The organism is Nonomuraea sp. NPDC050540, assembly GCF_044457485.1.
In the GTDB taxonomy this organism is placed as follows: domain Bacteria; phylum Actinomycetota; class Actinomycetes; order Streptosporangiales; family Streptosporangiaceae; genus Nonomuraea.
Genome location: NZ_JBITHA010000012.1, coordinates 213,330 through 230,074 on the forward strand (window position 1 = coordinate 213,330; position 16,745 = coordinate 230,074).

Here is a 16,745-nt window from a genome sequence, read left to right on the forward strand (position 1 = left end):
ATATGGCAGGCACGCAAAGAAATGAGATGACAACCGACCGCTGCCGGCCACCCGCGGGGGAGCGGAGCCCAACTCTCCCGCCACACCGCATTACCCCGGCGTTCACGCCCGGCCGCCGGCGCGCGCCGGGGGACCGCCACCATGAGTCACGACCACCCACACGCCTTCGCCGCCCACACGACCCAGGCCGTCCGGGGGTCACACAGTCGCGGCGGACGAGTGCGTCAACGAGCCGAGGGAGCCTGGGGCCGTCAGCCGGATCAACCGTCCCCGGGGCGGGCACTCTTCCCCGTCACAGGCGCTCGGCGACGGGAGCGGCGGGACGCACCGGCACAAGTGGCCCCAGACAAGGGGGCGCGCCGAGACGAGGGTCAAGATCACGTTAACTTGACATAATGTACATTATCGAGCAAACGCGGACGATCGGCCCGACCCGGGAAAACCCCACACAAGCCATCCTGCCGCAACGCCTCACCCACGCCGCGAGCGCGCGCCGCGTCCAGGGCCCGCCCGCAGAACCCCGTCGCACAGCACGGCGGGCACGGCACGACGGACGCGGGCACGGCGACGCCCCGCCGCAGGCGTCCCTGGCAAGTCCGGCGGGCGCGCGTGCATGATCTCGTCCGGCGCGGGCAGCACGCAGGCCATGTCGACTACGGCCCTCGTCGCGCTCACCGGCGTCGTGGCGGCCGGTGCCATCTGGCTCATCGTGCTGGCCGCCCGGCTCACCCGCCGCCCCCGCAACCGCCCCGCCCCCAGCGCCGACCTGGTCGGCCAGGCGCTGGAGATGAAGGCGCTCGGACAGGTGCAGGAGGCGGTCTTCCTGGTTCGCGGCGAGACCGGCATGAGTCATCGCGCCGCCGCACGCTTCGTCCGCCGCCTCTGAACCACCCGCCGCTAAATAACCCCAAAATAGGCTATACCGGACAGAAGGTGAATTCTGTCCGGTATAGCTAATGCGCGCGGAAAGGGGCCGTCACGGGGCCTTGTACTCCTGCGCGGGACCGCAATAGCCGATGCCGACGGGGCTGTTGCTGTAGCGGCACACCTGCACCACGACCCGGTCGATCGGCCGCACGCCCGAGGCGTCGGCCAGCGTCAGCGCGACCGGGACGGTGGCGTCGTCGGCCTTGACCTGCCCGCCGGCCACCTTGTCCGCCCCGTGGTAGGCGCTGAAACTGGCCCGGCTGTACATGTCGTCGGGCGCGCAGGTGGAGAACGCGCGCTCGTCGGACAGGGTTCCCGCCACCTTGACCGTGGGCCTGATGACGGGCCCGGTGACCCATTCCAGGGTCCCCTCGGTGGAACCGCGCTTGCACGAGTCGCCGGAGTCGGCCGCGTAGGGCACCGTCGCCGCCGGTGCCGCGGTGGCCGGTGTGGCGGTGAGCAGGCCCGTGGCGGCGACGGCGGCGAGCAGGAGCGGGACGCGTAGACGCATGACATCGACCTTCCGTGTGGGGGTCAGATCAGGGGTCCATCGTGTCGGAGGGGGCTTTTGATGGGCTTTTCCGCAGGGTGGGGCCACTCCCCTGGCTTCGCCGTACCAGATAGTTGGTGATTTTGCGTGAATTGTCAGCGGGGAGTGCCGGTTCGTGTCAACATCTTGTGGCATGTACGGGTCATTTGGGGCTGCCGAAACCCTTGAGGTCCGCCGCCCGGGTGCGGCCATCTGAGGGGTGTCCCCCGCCCGCCCTCTCCCCCGTTGTCGGCGGGGTGTCGTCCTTCATCGCGATCGTCCGGAGGCTGTTTCCGTTGCGCATCCTGTTGCTTTGCTCGTCTTTCAATGGCCTGACCCAGCGTGCGTGGCTGGAGTTGCGGCGTGCCGGTCATGAGGTGAGCGTGGAGTTGGCGCTGTCGGAGCGGGTGATGCTCGAGGCGGCGGAGCTGGCGAAGCCGGATTTGGTTATTTGTCCGTTTTTGAAGGAGAAGGTGCCGGGGTTGTTGTGGCAGCGGCACCGGGTGGTGATCATTCATCCGGGTCCGCCCGGGGACCGGGGGCCGTCGTCGCTGGACTGGGCGATCGCGGATGCGGAGCCGGAGTGGGGGGTGACGGCGTTGCAGGCGGTGGCGGAGATGGACGCGGGGCCGATCTGGGGGTATCGGATGTTCCCGCTGCCGGTGGAGGCGCCGCGTAAGTCGGCTTTGTACAACGGGCCGGTGGCGGACGCGGCGGTGGAGCTGGTGCTGGAGGTGGCGCAGAAGGCGGGTGAGGCGGGGTTCGTGCCGGTGCCGCTGGATTATGGGCGGCCTGAGGTGGTGGGGCGGTTGCGTCCGGCGATGCGGCATGCGGATCGGGTGGTGTCGTGGTCGGAGCCGACGGAGGTGATCGTGCGGCGGGTGCGGGCGGCCGATGGGGCGCCGGGTGGCCGGGCGGAGTTGTGCGGGCTGGCGGTGCGGGTGTTCGACGTGTATCGGGGTCCGGCGCTGGTGGGGCGGCCGGGTGCGGTGGCGGCGCGGCGTGAGGGGGCGGTGCTGGTGCATACCGGTGATGGGACGGTGTGGGTGGGTCATCTGCGGCTGGATCGTGCGGATGGGGTGAAGTTGCCGGCGGTGATGGTGCTGGGTGATCGGGTGGGTCATCTGGAGGAGCGTGCGGGTTATACGGAGATCACGTATGAGCGCAGTGCGGGTGTGGGGGTGGTGAGTTTCGACTTCTACAACGGGGCGATGTCGACGGATCAGTGCCGGAGGTTGGCGGCGGCGTTGCGGTATGCGGGTGAGCAGGACACGCGGGTGCTGGTGGTGCGGGGTGGGGAGACGTTTTCGAATGGCATTCATTTGAATGTGATCGAGGCGGCGGCGCATCCGGAGCTGGAGGCGTGGATGAACATCAATGCGATCAACGCGGTGTGCCGGGAGATCATCGAGTGTTCGGGGCAGGTGGTGGTGGCGTCGGTGGGGGGTAGTGCGGGCGCGGGCGGGGTGATGATGGCGCTGGGTGCGGATCGGGTGCTGGTGCGGGAGGGGGTGGTGCTGAATCCGCATTATCGGACGATGGGGTTGTACGGGAGTGAGTTCTGGACGTATGTGCTGGCGCGGCGGGTGGGGGTGGCCGCGGCGGAGCGGTTGACGGAGGGGGCGTTGCCGGTGGGGGCGGCTGAGGCGGTGGAGCTGGGGCTGGCTGATCATGTGCTGGGTGGGGGCCGGTTGGAGTTCGAGCGGTCGGTGCTGGAGTTCGCGGAGCGGCTGGCGTCGGGGGCGGAGTGGGAGGCGCTGGTGGCGGCGAAGGGGGCGGCGCGTGCCGATGATGAGCGGCGTAAGCCGTTGGATGCGTATCGGGTGGAGGAGCTGGCGGAGATGAGCCGGGACATGTTCGATGACCGGCGGGGTTTTCGGGCGGCGCGGTCGGCTTTTGTGCGGAAGGTGCGGGCGGAGGTGACGCCGGGGTATTTGGCGGTGCATCGGGAGGGGTGGGGGGCGGCGGCATCTCATATGTGAGATAGGTTGTCGCGCTATGGCGGATGACTATCTTGCGCGGATCGGGCGGCTGATTCGGGATGCGCGTCAGCATCGTGGTTGGACGCAGCTGCAGTTGGCGGAGGCGTTGGCGACGAGTCAGAGTGCGGTGAACCGGATTGAGCGGGGTAATCAGAACATCAGTCTTGAGATGATCGCTCGGATTGGTGAGGCGCTGGACAGTGAGATCGTGTCGCTGGGGTATGCGGGGCCGATGCATTTGCGGGTGGTCGGTGGGCGGCGGTTGTCGGGCGGCATCGATGTGAAGACGTCGAAGAACGCGTGTGTGGCGTTGTTGTGCGCGTCGTTGCTGAACGCGGGGCGGACGACTTTGCGGAAGGTGGCGCGGATCGAGGAGGTCTACCGGATTTTGGAGGTGCTGGCGTCGATCGGGGTGCGGGCGCGGTGGATCAATGAGGGTAGTGATCTGGAGATCGTGCCGCCTGGCCGGTTGGAGCTGGAGGCGATGGATACGGAGGCGGCGCGCCGTACCCGGAGTGTGATCATGTTTTTGGGGCCGTTGATGCATCGGACGGGGCGGTTCCGGATTCCGTATGCGGGTGGGTGTGATCTGGGGACGCGGACGGTGCAGCCGCACATGTCGGCGTTGCGGCATTTCGGGTTGGATATCACGGCGACGGGCGGGTTCTATCACGCGCAGGTGGATGGCGGGGTGTCGCCGAAGCGGGCGATCGTGCTGACCGAGCGTGGGGACACGGTGACGGAGAACGCGCTGATGGCGGCGGCGCGGCATGACGGGGTGACGGTGATCCGTAATGCGTCGTCGAATTACATGGTGCAGGACCTGTGCTTCTTCTTGGAGGAGCTGGGGGTGAAGGTCGAGGGTGTGGGGACGACGACGTTGACGGTGCATGGGGTGCCGGTCATCGATCGGGATGTGGACTACTCCCCCAGTGAGGATCCGGTGGAGGCGATGAGTTTGCTGGCGGCGGCGGTGGTGACGTCGTCGGAGCTGACGATTCGGCGGGTTCCGGTGGAGTTTTTGGAGATCGAGCTGGCGGTGCTGGAGGAGATGGGCCTCGATCATGATCGGGGCGGGGAGTATGCGGCGGCGAACGGGCGTACGCGGCTGGTGGATTTGACGGTGCGGCCGTCGAAGCTGGTCTCCCCCATCGACAAGATTCATCCGATGCCGTTTCCGGGGCTGAACATCGACAATGTGCCGTTTTTTGCGGCTATTGCGGCGGTGGCGCAGGGGTCGACGCTCATTCATGACTGGGTGTATGACAACCGGGCGATCTATCTGACGGAGCTGACGCGGCTGGGGGCGTCGGTGAAGCTGCTGGATCCGCATCGGGTGCTGGTGGAGGGGCCGACGCGGTGGCGGGGTTCGGAGATGATGTGCCCGCCGGCGTTGCGTCCGGCTGTGGTGGTGCTGCTGGCGATGCTGGCGGCCGAGGGCACGTCGGTGCTGCGGAACGTGTATGTGATCAACCGGGGGTATGAGGAGCTGGCGGAGCGGCTGAACGCGGTGGGCGCGCAGATCGAGACGTTCCGCGACATCTGAGCGGTACGGCGGCGCGTGCTGTCAGCCGGCGGAGATGGCCAGGACGCCGATGAGGGAGATGGCGATGCCGATCTGCTGGGCGCGCCGGAGTCGTTCTTTGAGCATGATGCGGGCCAGGGCGATGGTGACGATGGTGTGCAGGGAGGCCAGGACGGCCGCGACGCCGGCCGGGCCGAGGGTTGAGGCGGTGGTGTAGAGGAAGTCGGCGACGATGACGAGGGCGCCGATCGCGGCCAGGTGGGGCAGGTCGGTGGCGCGGACGCGGACGCGGTGGCGGGTGACGATGATGACGGCGGCCAGGGCGAGGACCGAGGTGAGGCGGGCGGTCAGCAGGGCCCAGCCGACGTCGCCCTGGCCGGCGTGGTGCATGGTGTGGAAGAAGGTTCCGAAGCCGGCGGCGGCGAGCAGGCCGTACAGGATGCTCGGCAGGGTGGAGGCGGTGGGGCCGGTGCTCGTGCCGGGCCGGTAGGAGGTGGCGGCCAGTCCGAGCATGGCCAGGGCCAGGCCGGTGAGCTGGAGGGGGCCGGGGATCTGGCCGGTGGCCAGTCCGATGAGCAGGGGGACGGCGGGCGCGGTGGCGGCGACGGGGGCGACGATGGACATGGTGCCGACTGCCAGTCCGCGGTAGAGGGCGGCGATGCCGGCGAGTTCGCCGAGTCCGGCGATGGCGGCGTGGCCGAGGGTGGCGGCGTCGGGTGGGGCGGCCGCGCGGGTGGCGGCGATGAGGGTGAGCAGGACGAGTGCGGTGCTCTGGGAGATCAGGAGCACGGTCAGGACGGGCAGGGTGCGGCTTTTGAGGCCGCCGAGGAAGTCGGAGACTCCCCAGCCGAGGCTGGCACCCAGGGCGAGCACGATGGCGAACATGGTGGTTCCCTCACAGCTTTCGTTACATGTAACGGGGAAGCTAGCACGGGTTTCTGTTACATGTCACCATTCCTGCTGGGGTGGTCGTCCGTTTGCCGGGGGGCACGGTCATGTCCGGCGGCGTCGACGACCTGGAGAGCGCCGCCGCCGCACTCCCCCGCCGGTGACCTGGCGTGCGTCTCCGGCAGGGGTGAGCGTCGTGCGGGCGTATCCGGGCGAAAGGGAGTGAGCGGGATGCCGCAGGTCACCGTGGAGTATTCGGCCGTGTTGCGGGAGGCGTTCGATCGGCGGGCCTTCGCGCTGGCGTTGCATGAGCAGGGCGCGGCGGTCGTCGGGGGGCGGGTGGAGGCGTTCAAGTCGCGCTTCTACCGGATCGACGACGCGGTCATCGCCGATGGGGACGCGCGGGAGGCGATCGTGCACGCGCAGGTGGCGATCTTGCCGGGGCGCGCGGAGGAGGTGCGGCGGCGGCTGGGTCAGGTGGCGGTGGAGCTGCTGGCGCGGTGGGTGCGGCCGGTGACGGGGGTGCGGGTGCAGCTGACGGTGGAGGTGCGGGAGCTGGAGGTCTACCAGAAGGTGGTCCTGGAGTAGGCCTGGCCTCGGTGCGCGGGCCGGGCGTGTTCGCCCTGGGCGGGGCCGTACCCCCGGGGTGAGGGTACGGCCCCGCGGCCTCAGAGGGCGGCTTCGATGAGGTCGGCGGCGTGCCGGGCGCCGCCCTCGACGGTGAGTTCGTGGCGGACGGCGGCCAGCCGGGCGGCGACCTGCGGGTCGGTGGTGAGCTCGTGCAGCGCGCCGCGCAGGAGTCCGGGGGTGGCGTCGCCGGTGTCGATGCGGCGGGCCACGCCGAGCGCGACGAGGTGGTCGGCGTTGGCGAACTGGTCGACGCCCTGCGGGACGGCGATCATGGGGACGCCGCAGGCCAGGCCCTCGCCGGCGCCGCCCATGCCGGCGTGGGTGAGGAAGGCGTCGGCCCGGCGCAAGATGGCCAGCTGTTCGACCCAGGGGTGGATCTCGACGTTGGCGGGGATGGGGCCGAGGTCGGCGGCGCTCAGGCGGCGGCCGATCTGCATGATGACGTGCCAGCCGGGCAGGCCGCCGAAGGCGCGCAGGCAGGTGCGGTAGAAGGCGGGCTGGTCGGTGAAGGCGGAGCCGAGGGAGATGAGCAGGATCTTGCCGACGCCGGCGGGCGGGCTCCAGGTGCCGCGCTCGCCCAGGCAGGGGCCGATGAAGGTGTAGACGGCGGGGTCGACGCGTTCGGCGTGGGGTTGCAGGGCGCGCGGGATGAGGACGAGGCAGCGGGGCGGGCGGCCGACGAAGTCGGCGTGCGGGGTGGCGATGCCCTCCTCGCGCAGCCATTGCCCGGCGCGGCGGTGGTAGTCGGCGCCTTCGGGGGTGGCGTACAGCTGTTCGATCACGGGGGCCATGTCGGTTTCGTAGCCGTCCCAGGCGACGTAGGTGGGTGAGAGCTGGATGGCGGGGATGTTCCACTGTTCGGCCAGGACACGGGCGGGGGCGGCGCCGATGTCGTAGAGGAACAGGTCGGGGCGCCGGCCGGTGTAGGCGGCGCGCAGTTGCGGGGTCATGGAGACGTTGTCGCGCAGGAACAGGTCGAGCTGGGCGATGGTGTCCTCGGGCCAGGCGGCGCCCTGGGGCAGCAGCGAGGTGTAGGGGAGGTGGGTGGCGCCGGCGGCCTGGACGATGTCGCGGTAGGAGGGGGCGTTGGCGTAGGTGACGTGGTGGCCGCGGGCGGCGAGTTCGCGGATGACCTCCAGGCTCGGGTTGACGTGGCCGGGTGCCGGGATGCTGACCATGGCGATGTGCGGCAAGGTGGTGTTCCCCCGTGGGTGAGAGCCGATCGATTTTGTCGGTGCCGGTCGCTACCGTCGGCTGTGGATCTTTCCATGGTGGCGTGGTCCAGAGGTGGAGGTGGGCGGGTGCGGCCGGCGGAGCTCAACCGGTTGACGGTGGCGGAGGCGGTGGCGCGCTATGTGGAGCTGGTGCGGGCCAAGACGGTGACGGGGGCGCTGTCGCCGGCCACGGCGGAGGTCTACGCGCGCGACGTGGCGACGCTGGTGGCGCTGGCGGGGGACGGTGCGGTGCTCGACGACCTGAGCGGCGAGGACGTCGACGCGGTGCTGCTGGCGTTCGCGCGCAAGCCGGACGGGCGGCGCTCACCGCAGGACGGGCAGGCGGTGCGGGCGGCGCCGGGCACGTCGTTGCAGAGCGCCTCGTCGCAGGCGCGTTTTCGCCGGTCGATCTCGGCGTTGTTCAAGCACGCGACGCTGGCCGGGTGGGTGCAGATCAATCCGATGGCGGCGGTGACGGTCAGCGCGCGCGAGCGGGGCGGGCTGCGGGCCGAGCGGCGGGCGCTGACGCGTGAGCAGGCGCAGGGGCTGATCGGGGCGGCGCGGGAGCTGGGCGGGCAGGAGGGTGAGGGGCGCCGCGATCAGCGGATGCCGCTGCGCGACGGGCTGATCGTGTTGCTGCTGGCGGCGGTGGGGCCGCGGGTGTCGGAGCTGGTGCGGGCCAATGTGGAGGACTTCTACACCAACGACGGGGTGCGCTACTGGCGGATCTTCGGCAAGGGCGGGCGTACGCGGGATGTGCCGTTGCCGGAGGGCGTGGCGGGGGCGCTGGAGGCGTACCTGCTGGGTGAGCGGGGGGCGGGGCCGCCGCAGGAGAAGGCGTTGCTGTTGTCGTGGCGGGGGCGGCGGCTGGCGCGCGGTGACGTGCAGGCGGTGATCGACCGGGTGCAGGCCCGGGTGGATCCGGAGCGGCGCCGGTCGGTGACGCCGCACGGGCTGCGGCATACGACGGCGACGCATCTGCTGGCTGACGCGGTCGACATGGACGCGGTGCGGCGGGTGCTGGGTCACAGTGACCTGTCGACGCTGGGCCGTTACCGCGATGAGCTGCCGGGTGAGCTGGAGGTGGCCATGCGGGCCCATCCGCTGCTGCGCTCCCCCAAGCCGCCGCTCTGAGGGCTCCTCGCCGCTGCTGGAGCTGACCGCGCTGGGGGTGGCGTTCGTGCTGGTGGGCGCGGTCGTGGTGGCGGTTTACGCGGTGCTGGAGTACGCGGGGCTGCGCCGGGCCCGCCCGCTCACCGGCGGCGGATCTTGACCTGGCGCAGGTCGGTCACGGCGAGGTTCAGCACCCGGTGCGGCAGTCCGTGCGCGGCCAGCGCCGCCAGGGCCGCCTGCCCGGCTTCGGCCTCGCCGTCGGCGGGTCCGGCGGCCACCTGGCAGCGGAAGGTGAAGGCGGCCATGGTGGCGTCGTGGGTGAAGGTCCCCGCGGGGGTGTAGGCGGGTCCTGCCGCGGCCTCGATCGCCGCTCGGGCCTGCTCGTCGAGGGGGCCGAAGCTGCCTCGCACGGTCACACGGAACATGGGGGTTCGTCCTTTCGTACGGCGTAGCCGAGCAGCGGCCGCCCGAGCGCGGACTCGGCCGCGTCCAGGAGGCCGAGCACGGCGTCGGCGATCTGGCCGGGCGGCTGGCCGGCGGCCACGCGGGCGCCGATCTCGGTGTAGACCAGCGCGTGCACCGCCCCGAGCTGCCAGGCGATCACGCGCGCGGCCGGCCGGTCGCCGGGGTGTTCGTCGGCCAGCCGGGCGGCCAGTTCCTCGCTCATCTGGCGGCCCAGTTCCTCCAGGCGGGCGGTGAGGGTGGGGGCGGCGCGCATCATGAGGTAGACCGGGGCGAACCCCTCGCTCAGGCCCAGGTTCCGGTCGCGGCGCCGTACCTCCTCGCGCAGGTGGTCGAGCACGGCGCGGGCGGCGCTCACCCCGGCCGGGCGGGCGGCCACGATCGCGGCCAGGCGGCCCGGTGAGGCCTGTTCGGGCGGCAGGACGAGGTCCTCCTTGGCCGGAAAGTAGTTGTAGACGGTGTTGACCGCCACCTCGGCGGCCGCGGCGACCTCGGCGACGGTGACCGCGTCGAAGCCGCGCTCGACGAACAGCGCCATGGCCACCTGGGACAGGTGGCGGCGGGTGCGCTGCTTCTTGCGTTCGCGCAGGCCTTCACTCACGGGAAGAAATCCAACCACACTCTCTTTTTGCCATGCACTCCAATATTTCCGCCCGGGGTGTACCTACCTCCACCCCGGGGGGTGCGTGCAGCCGGATTCCGCCCTCCACCCGCCCGCCCTACCGTGGTCGTCATGGACACTCTGCGACCGCCCAGCCGAAGCCCCGACGAACGCGCGTTCGGCTGGTGGCTGGCCCAGGCCGTGGTGAGCGTGCTGCCGCCGGTGCTGCTGCTGGTGCTGCTCGCGCTGCTGATCACGCCCGCCCGGCGGTGGCTGCTGCTGGCGGCCGCCATCGTGGCCGTTCCCGGCTTGTTCTACATCCTGGTGATGCCGCCGTGGCGGATGCGGGTGCACCGGTGGGAGGTGGCGCGGGAGGCGGTGTTCACGCGGGCCGGATGGGTGCGCGAGCAGTGGCGGATCGCGCCGATGGAACGCATCCAGACGGTGGACACGCTGCGCGGGCCACTGCAGCAGTTGTTCGGGCTGTCGAGCGTGGTGGTGACCACCGCCTCGGCGGCCGGGGCGCTGACGATCGACGGCCTGGACCACGAGGACGCGCGGCTGCTGGCCGAGGATCTGGCCGCCCGCGCCCGGGGCGGCGACGCCGCGTGAACCCCCACACCGATCCGCCTTGGCGGCGGCTGGACGTGCGGATCATCTGGGTGGCGGCCGCCTGGTGCGCCGGGGTGATGGTGGCCGCGCTGGCGGTGCTGTGGTGGCGCGAGGCCCCCTGGTGGCTGAGCGCGCCGGTCCCGCTGGTGCTGTCCGGGATCGCCTACGAGGCGCTGCTGTGGGCCAAGACCCGCTACCGGCTGACGGACGAGCACATCGAGATGCGCACCGGGGTCCTGCTGCGCCGCCATCGCTCCATCCCCCGCGCCCGCGTGCGCAGCGTCGAGCTGAGCGCCAACCCGCTGCAGCGCGTGTTCTCCCTGGCGGTGGTCAAGGTCGAGACCGGCCACCGTACCTCCTCCGACCAGCAGGCGGCCCTGACCCTCAACGCGCTGCCCCGAGGCCAGGCCCAGGCGCTGCGCGCGGCCCTCATCCGCCGCGACGGCGCCGCAGGCGAGCAGACGATCGCGCTCGGGCAGCGGCGCTGGCTGCGGCTGGCGCCACTGTCGGTCGCCACCCCCGCCCTCGGCGTCGGCGCGCTCGGCGCCACCTACCAGGGCCTGGACCTGCTCGGCTACGAACCCGACACCGTCCTGATCCCCCGCCTCATCGACTGGCTCGGCCGCTCCGACCTCCTGCTCGTCGGCTCCCTGACCGCGCTCGGGCTCCTGCTGGCCGGCATCACCGCCACCCTGGCCCTGGCCACCGAGACGTGGTGGAACTTCCGCCTGGTGCGCGAACCCGACGGCGGCCTGCGCGCCACCCGCGGCCTGTTCGTCACCCGCTCGGCCACCCTGCAGGAGGAACGCCTGCACGGCGTCGAGATCGCCGAACCGCTGCTGCTGCGCACCGCCGGCGCCGCCTCCACCTACGCCGTCGTCACCGGCTCCGGCAGCGCCGAACAGGAGATGCGCGCCTTCAACGCCAGCGCCCTGCTGCCGCCCGCGCCGATCGCCCACGCCCACCGGGTCGCCGCCGCCGTCCTGCGCGAAGCCGACAACCCCGCCCGCACCGTCCGGCTCCTGGCCCACCCCCGGCTCGCGCTGGCGCGCCGGGTGCGCTGGGCGCTGCTGGCCGCCGCCGCGCTGGGCGCGCTCCTGGCGGCGCTGGGGGCGTGGCTGTGGCCGCCGCTGCTCACGCTCGCCTGGATCGCCACGCCGGCGGCGGGCGCGGGCGGGCTCCTGCTGGCGCGCGACGCCTACCGCAACCTCGGCCACGGCCTGACCGGCCCCTACCTGGTCACCCGCCACGGCACCCTCAAACGCCGCACCATCGCGCTACGCCGCGGCGGGATCATCGGCTGGACCTTCACCCGATGGGCCTGGCACCGCCGCTCCACCCTGTGCCGGCTCAGCGCCACCACCCCGGGCGGGCGCGGCGTCTACCACGTCAAGGACGTGTTCATGGGCGAGGGCGTGCGCTTCGCCGAACAGACCCTGCCCGGCCTGCTGACCCCCTTCCTCACCGGCCCGCCCGCCACGCGGCCCGCAGCACCCGCACTGCCACCTGCGGCGGGGTGAGAGCGCAGGCGCACGCGTCCGGCCAGGACGGCCCGCACAGCCACACGACGCGCATCCGGCCGACCGTGGCGAGGCGGCCCGCGGGCCTTCCACCGGTTGTCCGCCGCCGCGCGCCGTACCGCGGCGAAAACAAGGGGGGGGGTCAGCCGCGGACGGCGGACAGATAGCGCAGGAGGGCGTCGCGGTTGCGGGCCAGGCAGTCGATGCGGGCGGTGATGCGGTCGGCCTCGGCCTGCAGGAGGGCGGCCAGTTCCGGGGTGAGACAGTGGGGGTGCAGGTGGATGTCGCCGGCGTCCAGGAACGGCAGGATACGGCGGATGATCTCCGTGGTGAGGCCGGAGTCGAGCAGGCCGCGGATCTGCTGCACCCGGTAGATCGCCGTCGCGCCGTAGAGGCGGTAGCCGTTGTCGGCCCGTCCGGGTTCCAGCAGGCCTTGTTCCTCGTAGTAGCGCAGCATCCGGGCAGGCACCCCGGTGCGCCGCGACAGCTCGCCGATCCGCATGCCCGCCCCCACGTTTGCCTTCACACTGATGTGAAGGTTTCACGATAGCCGCATGTCGACCACCCGGCTTCCGGCGGGGGCGCTGGCGGCGCTGTCGTGCGCGGCCTTCACCGCCGTCGTCACCGAACTCCTGCCCGCCGGCCTGCTGCCCCAGCTCAGCCGGGAGCTGTCGGTATCGCCCGGCCAGGCGGGCTTCCTGGTCACCGGCTACGCGCTGACCTCGTTCCTGTCGGCGATCCCGATCACCGCGGCGGTGCGTTCGCTGCCGCGCCGCCCGGTGCTGCTGGCGGTGCTGGGCTGCTTCGCGCTGCTGAACGCCGCGACCGCGCTGTCATCGTCGTACCCGCTGACGTTCGCGCTGAGGCTGCTGGCCGGGGTGGCGGGCGGCACGCTGTGGGCGATGCTCATCGGGTACGCGGCCCGGCTGGTGCCCGCCGAGCGGCGCGGGCGGGCCATCGCGATCGTCTCGGCGGGGATCACGCTGGCGTTGTGCGCGGGACTACCGGCCGGCAGCGCGCTGGCGCAGGCGGCCGGGTGGCGGGCCGCGTTCGGAGTGCTGGCCGTCGCGGCTGCGCTGCTGGCGCTGTGGGTGGCGCGCGCGGTGCCGCCCGTGCCGGGCCAGGCCGCGGCGCGGCGGCTGCCGTTGCGGTCGGTGGCGGCCCTGCCAGGAGTGCGGGCCTGGCTGTCGGTGACGCTGGTCGTCCTACTCGCCCACCAGGCCGTCTACACCTACCTCGCGCCGCTCGCCCGGCGGGCGGCGATGGAGGCGGGCGGGGTGCTGCTGGTGTTCGGGGCGGCGACGGTGGCGGGGGTGTGGCTGACGGGGGTGTTCATCGACGGGCGGCCGCGGGCGGCGCTGGTGTCCGCGCTCGCGGGAGTGGGCGCGGCGATGGCCGGACTCGGGGCCGCGGGCACGTCGCCCCCGGTAGTGCTGGTGGCGGCCGCGGTGTGGGGGCTGGCGTTCGGCGGGGTGCCGACGCTGCTGCAAAGCGCCCTCATCGAACGCACCGGCGCCCCCCACGCCGACGTCGCCACCGCCCTGCAGACCACCGTCTACAACGCCGGCATCGCGGCCGGGTCGCTGGCGGGCGGGCTGCTGCTGGAGTCGGCGGGCGCGTGGGTGCTGCCGTGGACCGCGCTGGCGCTGGTGGCGGCGGCGCTGGCCGCGACATCGGTGATCGGCCGCGACCGGCGGCCGCGCTCGCCGGTGAGTGAAACGATCGCTTGAGGAACCGGCCGCGCGCTGTCGTACAGGCCTTTCCCTCCGTTACGGCAAGCCGCCCCACACCCCACCCGCCGACGACGGCGCGCGCAGGCCGGGGGGATCGCCGCTCACGTCGCACGGGCCGGGCGCCGCAACGGCGCCCGGCCACCACCTGGACGGGCACCCGCGACGGACCCGGACGAGCACCCATCCACCGGTGGGCACGTGGGCAGTCCGCCACGGACACGCGGCCGGCTCGGCCCAGGTCTGTCAGGTGAGGGGCTGGTCGGACAAGGTGTTGGCCAGGTGTTCGATGTGGGCGCGCCACGTGGCGGCCTCGGCCGTCCCGGTGTCGGTGACGATGAGGCGGGGGCCCTGGCCGGTGCCCTCGGCCAGTTCCCAGCGGACGGTGCCGGCCGAGGTGCCGTACTCCAGCAGCTTGCCGCCCTCCAGCGCGCTGACCGCGCCCGCGCTCACCCCGGCGGGGACGAACGCGGGCGGGGGCGGCGAGCCCAGGCGCGCGCCGTCGCCGGACAGATGCCGCCACGTCTGGGCGGCGGGGCGGGTGAGCTGGCGTTCGTAGCGCAGGCCCGGCCGGTGCGGGCGGGCGCCGTCGAGGCCGAGCAGGGCGACGAAGTCCTCGTGCAGGGCGGCGCTGTCGCGGGCGGCGGCCACGGGACGGCCGTCCAGGACGGCGGCCATCGCCCGCACACAGGTGTGCCACCCGGCGGCGAAGCTGGCCGCGCCGAACCGGTCGCCGAAGGTATGGGTGAGCGTCAGGACGCTGGCCTCGCCGTCGGGGCGGATCTCCCAGCGCAGTTCGTCCTCGCCCCAGGTGTGGGCGAACAGGCGGGGCGGGTCGAAGGCCAGCACGCGTCCTTCGGGGCCGAAGCCGTAGACGACCCGCTCGCCTTCGACCCGCATGTCGGCCGGGAACCACTGCCGCACCTGCGCGGGTTCGGTCAGGGCCCGCCACACGCGTTCGGGCGGGTGCGGCAGGCGGCGTTCCATGTGCAGGCTGGTGCGGGCGCCGTCACTGCTCAGGCGGTCGTGCATCACGGTCCTCCATCGTCTCCAGGTGAGCTTCGAGCGCGTCGAAGCTCGCCGTCCACAGGCCTCGGTAAGGGGCCAGCCAGGCGTCGATCTCGGCCAGGGGCTGCGGGCGCAGCTCATACCAGCGGCGCTGGGCGTCCTTGCGGACGGCGACCAGGCCCGCCTCGCGCAGCACGCGCAGGTGCTTGGAGGTGCCGGGCTGGCTGAGCCCGGTACGCTCGGCCAGCTCCCCCACCAGACGCGGCCGCTCGCGCAGCAGGTCGAGGATCTGCCTCCTGACCGGCTCGGCGAGAACGTCGAACATGCCCACAAGTATACGTTGCCAGTTATATAACGCAAACGGCATGTTCAGGGGTGGTCAGAAGGCGGGGAAGGCCCAGCCCGGCCGACCCACCCAGATCAATGCCGGGTCGGTGTGAGCGCCGCGATCGCGCAGGCGACTCCGGCGCACACGATCGCGGCGGTCAACCCGATCGTCGCGGGCCAGCCCGCGGTCCCGGCCGTCCAGAGGTAGACAGGCGGGCCGATCAGGGTGCCCACGCTTCCGGCCTGGGTCACCGCGGCCACCGTCCGCGCGGTCCCGGCGGTGGTCCCATCCCCCAGGCCAGGGCCGGCAACGTCCACGCCCGGAGTGCCACCGGCCAGATCGCGACTGCCCCCGGCCCGGTCGGGGTCGCCGGTGCTCAGGTCGGGGAGGCCGGCGAAGATGGCCGAGACCGCCAGGCCGTTGACCGCCAGGATCGCCGCCGCACCCACCACCGCCAGGGACAACGGCCCCTGCCCGAACACGGCCGGCGCCAGCGGCGCCATGAGCACAGCCGTGACCAGCAGCCGGGCCGGGCGCACCCCCGCCCGCAACATCGCCCCGGCCACCACGCTGCCCGGCACACTGGCCGCCGCCACCAGCCCGGTCAGCAGGCTCGCGGACGCGGCGGGCAGGCCGTACCGGAAGGCCAGATAGGACGCGAGCACGGTGACCACACTCACCCCGACCAGCGCGATCAACCCGAACCCAGCAGCCACCCCCACCACCCGCCACCACGACCCGGCCCCCTCACGCCGCCCCCGTCGACGCGGCCAGATGCTCGCAAAGCCGCCACCCCGTAAGGCACACCCGGCCACCGGCGTCGCGCGGGCGGCAAGGGGCGTCGCGCGGCCCGGCAGCACGTGCGCGGACGTCACCTGGGCGGGCATGACGTGCGCGGGCATGGTGTACGCGGGCATGGTGTACGCGAACATCACGTGGGCCGCCACCCCCAAGACCAACGCCAGCACCCCCACACCCACCACGACCATCCGCCACCCCGACGCCCCCACCACCACGACCATCCGCCACCCCGACGCCCCCACCACCGCGGCGACGCCACCCACCAGCGCCAGCCCCGCCGGCACACACAACCCCCACAAAGCCAGCCCCACCCGCCGCCCACCTTCCAGCGGCATCCGCGCCAGCAGCACCGGCCCCGCGATCACCACCAGCGCGTACCCCACCGCCTGACCGCCCCGCGCCGCCACCAGCACACCCGCACCACCCGCGCACCCGGCCACGACCCCCGACACACCCAGCACCAGCAGCCCCACCACGAACACCCGCTCCAGCCGCCGGCCTCCGATCACCACCCCGAGCGGCAGGCACGCCAACGCCGCCACCAGCGTGATCCCCGACGACACCCAGCCCACAGCGGTCAGCGGCCACCCGAACCGCACCCCCAGCACCGGCAGGAACGGAATGAACTCCCCCAGCGCCATGCTGGCCGCAACCCCGGCCACCACCACGACGACCACACGGCGAACGGTGCCGCCCATCACACGCCTCCCAAACGTCAGGAAGGCGCGACCGGCGAACCGGCCCGATCCTCAAAGCCCGGCAACAGCGGGGCGACGCCTCAACCGAGGATCCTCACGACCCTCAGCCTAAACGCCACCACCGGAAAACACCCCCGGATGGACTCTCCCCCCACCGGAGAGACCATCCTGGAACAC

At 72.4% G+C, this 16,745-nt stretch carries 17 protein-coding genes; 8 read left to right on the plus strand and 9 right to left on the minus strand.

Features of this window, described 5'->3' with window-relative positions:
• Positions 1-646 precede the first annotated feature (646 nt).
• Entirely contained in the window at positions 647-886 is a 240-nt protein-coding gene (locus tag ACIBI5_RS35165; protein WP_397253070.1) for a hypothetical protein, read from the plus strand.
• A 90-nt stretch (positions 887-976) separates the two neighbouring features.
• Here the strand turns inward: ACIBI5_RS35165 and ACIBI5_RS35170 are convergent, their stop codons facing one another.
• Entirely contained in the window at positions 977-1,438 is a 462-nt protein-coding gene (locus ACIBI5_RS35170) for a hypothetical protein (RefSeq protein ID WP_397253072.1), read from the minus strand.
• A gap of 275 nt (positions 1,439-1,713) precedes the next feature.
• Between ACIBI5_RS35170 and ACIBI5_RS35175 the strand changes: the two genes are divergently transcribed.
• Positions 1,714-3,438: an enoyl-CoA hydratase-related protein gene (locus ACIBI5_RS35175; RefSeq protein ID WP_397253074.1), complete on the plus strand. Its 1,725-nt coding sequence runs from the start codon at positions 1,714-1,716 to the stop codon at positions 3,436-3,438.
• A gap of 16 nt (positions 3,439-3,454) precedes the next feature.
• Entirely contained in the window at positions 3,455-4,984 is a 1,530-nt protein-coding gene (locus tag ACIBI5_RS35180) for a UDP-N-acetylglucosamine 1-carboxyvinyltransferase (RefSeq protein ID WP_397253076.1), read from the plus strand.
• Between the two features lie 21 nt (positions 4,985-5,005).
• On the opposite strand, the gene ACIBI5_RS35185 is transcribed toward ACIBI5_RS35180, so the two are convergent.
• Positions 5,006-5,848 (minus strand): EamA family transporter, encoded by an 843-nt coding sequence (locus ACIBI5_RS35185; RefSeq protein WP_397253078.1) that lies wholly within the window; start codon positions 5,846-5,848, stop codon positions 5,006-5,008.
• 234 nt (positions 5,849-6,082) lie between these two features.
• Here ACIBI5_RS35185 and ACIBI5_RS35190 point away from each other — a divergent pair, with 234 nt between their 5' ends.
• Positions 6,083-6,439, plus strand: a complete 357-nt coding sequence (locus ACIBI5_RS35190) for a 5-carboxymethyl-2-hydroxymuconate Delta-isomerase (protein ID WP_397253080.1) — start codon at positions 6,083-6,085, stop codon at positions 6,437-6,439.
• Positions 6,440-6,519: 80 nt separating this feature from the next.
• Here the strand turns inward: ACIBI5_RS35190 and ACIBI5_RS35195 are convergent, their stop codons facing one another.
• On the minus strand, positions 6,520-7,659 hold the full coding sequence (locus ACIBI5_RS35195; protein ID WP_397253267.1) for a macrolide family glycosyltransferase: 1,140 nt from the start codon (positions 7,657-7,659) through the stop codon (positions 6,520-6,522).
• A gap of 123 nt (positions 7,660-7,782) precedes the next feature.
• On the opposite strand from ACIBI5_RS35195, the gene ACIBI5_RS35200 reads away from it, so the two are divergent.
• A complete protein-coding gene (locus ACIBI5_RS35200) occupies positions 7,783-8,829 on the plus strand; it encodes a tyrosine-type recombinase/integrase (RefSeq protein ID WP_397253082.1) in 1,047 nt (348 codons plus the stop codon).
• 119 nt (positions 8,830-8,948) lie between these two features.
• Here the strand turns inward: ACIBI5_RS35200 and ACIBI5_RS35205 are convergent, their stop codons facing one another.
• Positions 8,949-9,233: a DUF6204 family protein gene (locus tag ACIBI5_RS35205; protein ID WP_397253084.1), complete on the minus strand. Its 285-nt coding sequence runs from the start codon at positions 9,231-9,233 to the stop codon at positions 8,949-8,951.
• On the minus strand, positions 9,221-9,871 hold the full coding sequence (locus ACIBI5_RS35210; RefSeq protein ID WP_397253086.1) for a TetR family transcriptional regulator: 651 nt from the start codon (positions 9,869-9,871) through the stop codon (positions 9,221-9,223). The genes ACIBI5_RS35205 and ACIBI5_RS35210 overlap by 13 nt, the downstream gene beginning before the upstream one ends.
• 132 nt (positions 9,872-10,003) lie before the next feature.
• Here ACIBI5_RS35210 and ACIBI5_RS35215 point away from each other — a divergent pair, with 132 nt between their 5' ends.
• On the plus strand, positions 10,004-10,483 hold the full coding sequence (locus ACIBI5_RS35215) for a PH domain-containing protein (RefSeq protein ID WP_397253087.1): 480 nt from the start codon (positions 10,004-10,006) through the stop codon (positions 10,481-10,483).
• Positions 10,480-12,003, plus strand: coding sequence for a PH domain-containing protein (locus ACIBI5_RS35220; protein WP_397253089.1), 1,524 nt, complete (start codon positions 10,480-10,482; stop codon positions 12,001-12,003). The genes ACIBI5_RS35215 and ACIBI5_RS35220 overlap by 4 nt, the downstream gene beginning before the upstream one ends.
• Before the next feature lie 142 nt (positions 12,004-12,145).
• On the opposite strand, the gene ACIBI5_RS35225 is transcribed toward ACIBI5_RS35220, so the two are convergent.
• Positions 12,146-12,529: a MerR family transcriptional regulator gene (locus tag ACIBI5_RS35225; protein ID WP_397253091.1), complete on the minus strand. Its 384-nt coding sequence runs from the start codon at positions 12,527-12,529 to the stop codon at positions 12,146-12,148.
• 28 nt (positions 12,530-12,557) lie between these two features.
• Between ACIBI5_RS35225 and ACIBI5_RS35230 the strand changes: the two genes are divergently transcribed.
• Positions 12,558-13,733, plus strand: coding sequence for an MFS transporter (locus tag ACIBI5_RS35230; protein WP_397253093.1), 1,176 nt, complete (start codon positions 12,558-12,560; stop codon positions 13,731-13,733).
• Positions 13,734-13,979: 246 nt separating this feature from the next.
• Here ACIBI5_RS35230 and ACIBI5_RS35235 read toward each other — a convergent pair whose 3' ends face one another.
• From ACIBI5_RS35235 to ACIBI5_RS35245, 3 genes are all read right to left on the minus strand, one after another.
• Positions 13,980-14,765, minus strand: a complete 786-nt coding sequence (locus ACIBI5_RS35235; protein WP_397253095.1) for an SRPBCC family protein — start codon at positions 14,763-14,765, stop codon at positions 13,980-13,982.
• Positions 14,743-15,066, minus strand: coding sequence for an ArsR/SmtB family transcription factor (locus ACIBI5_RS35240; protein ID WP_379624212.1), 324 nt, complete (start codon positions 15,064-15,066; stop codon positions 14,743-14,745). Before ACIBI5_RS35240 ends, ACIBI5_RS35235 begins: the two co-directional genes overlap by 23 nt.
• 95 nt (positions 15,067-15,161) lie before the next feature.
• The gene (locus tag ACIBI5_RS35245) at positions 15,162-16,568 is read right to left on the minus strand and encodes an MFS transporter (protein WP_397253097.1); all 1,407 of its coding nucleotides are present in this window, start codon (positions 16,566-16,568) and stop codon (positions 15,162-15,164) included.
• Positions 16,569-16,745: the final 177 nt, after the last annotated feature.

Coding starts and splice junctions, on each gene's coding strand:
- ACIBI5_RS35240 (WP_379624212.1), bottom strand. CDS start 15,066: ATGTTCGACGTTCTCGCCGAGCCGGTCAGGAGGCAGATCCTCGACCTG.
- ACIBI5_RS35215 (WP_397253087.1), top strand. CDS start 10,004: ATGGACACTCTGCGACCGCCCAGCCGAAGCCCCGACGAACGCGCGTTC.
- ACIBI5_RS35165 (WP_397253070.1), top strand. CDS start 647: ATGTCGACTACGGCCCTCGTCGCGCTCACCGGCGTCGTGGCGGCCGGT.
- ACIBI5_RS35230 (WP_397253093.1), top strand. CDS start 12,558: ATGTCGACCACCCGGCTTCCGGCGGGGGCGCTGGCGGCGCTGTCGTGC.
- ACIBI5_RS35180 (WP_397253076.1), top strand. CDS start 3,455: ATGGCGGATGACTATCTTGCGCGGATCGGGCGGCTGATTCGGGATGCG.
- ACIBI5_RS35205 (WP_397253084.1), bottom strand. CDS start 9,233: ATGTTCCGTGTGACCGTGCGAGGCAGCTTCGGCCCCCTCGACGAGCAG.
- ACIBI5_RS35185 (WP_397253078.1), bottom strand. CDS start 5,848: ATGTTCGCCATCGTGCTCGCCCTGGGTGCCAGCCTCGGCTGGGGAGTC.
- ACIBI5_RS35190 (WP_397253080.1), top strand. CDS start 6,083: ATGCCGCAGGTCACCGTGGAGTATTCGGCCGTGTTGCGGGAGGCGTTC.
- ACIBI5_RS35245 (WP_397253097.1), bottom strand. CDS start 16,568: ATGGGCGGCACCGTTCGCCGTGTGGTCGTCGTGGTGGTGGCCGGGGTT.
- ACIBI5_RS35235 (WP_397253095.1), bottom strand. CDS start 14,765: ATGCACGACCGCCTGAGCAGTGACGGCGCCCGCACCAGCCTGCACATG.
- ACIBI5_RS35170 (WP_397253072.1), bottom strand. CDS start 1,438: ATGCGTCTACGCGTCCCGCTCCTGCTCGCCGCCGTCGCCGCCACGGGC.
- ACIBI5_RS35195 (WP_397253267.1), bottom strand. CDS start 7,659: ATGGTCAGCATCCCGGCACCCGGCCACGTCAACCCGAGCCTGGAGGTC.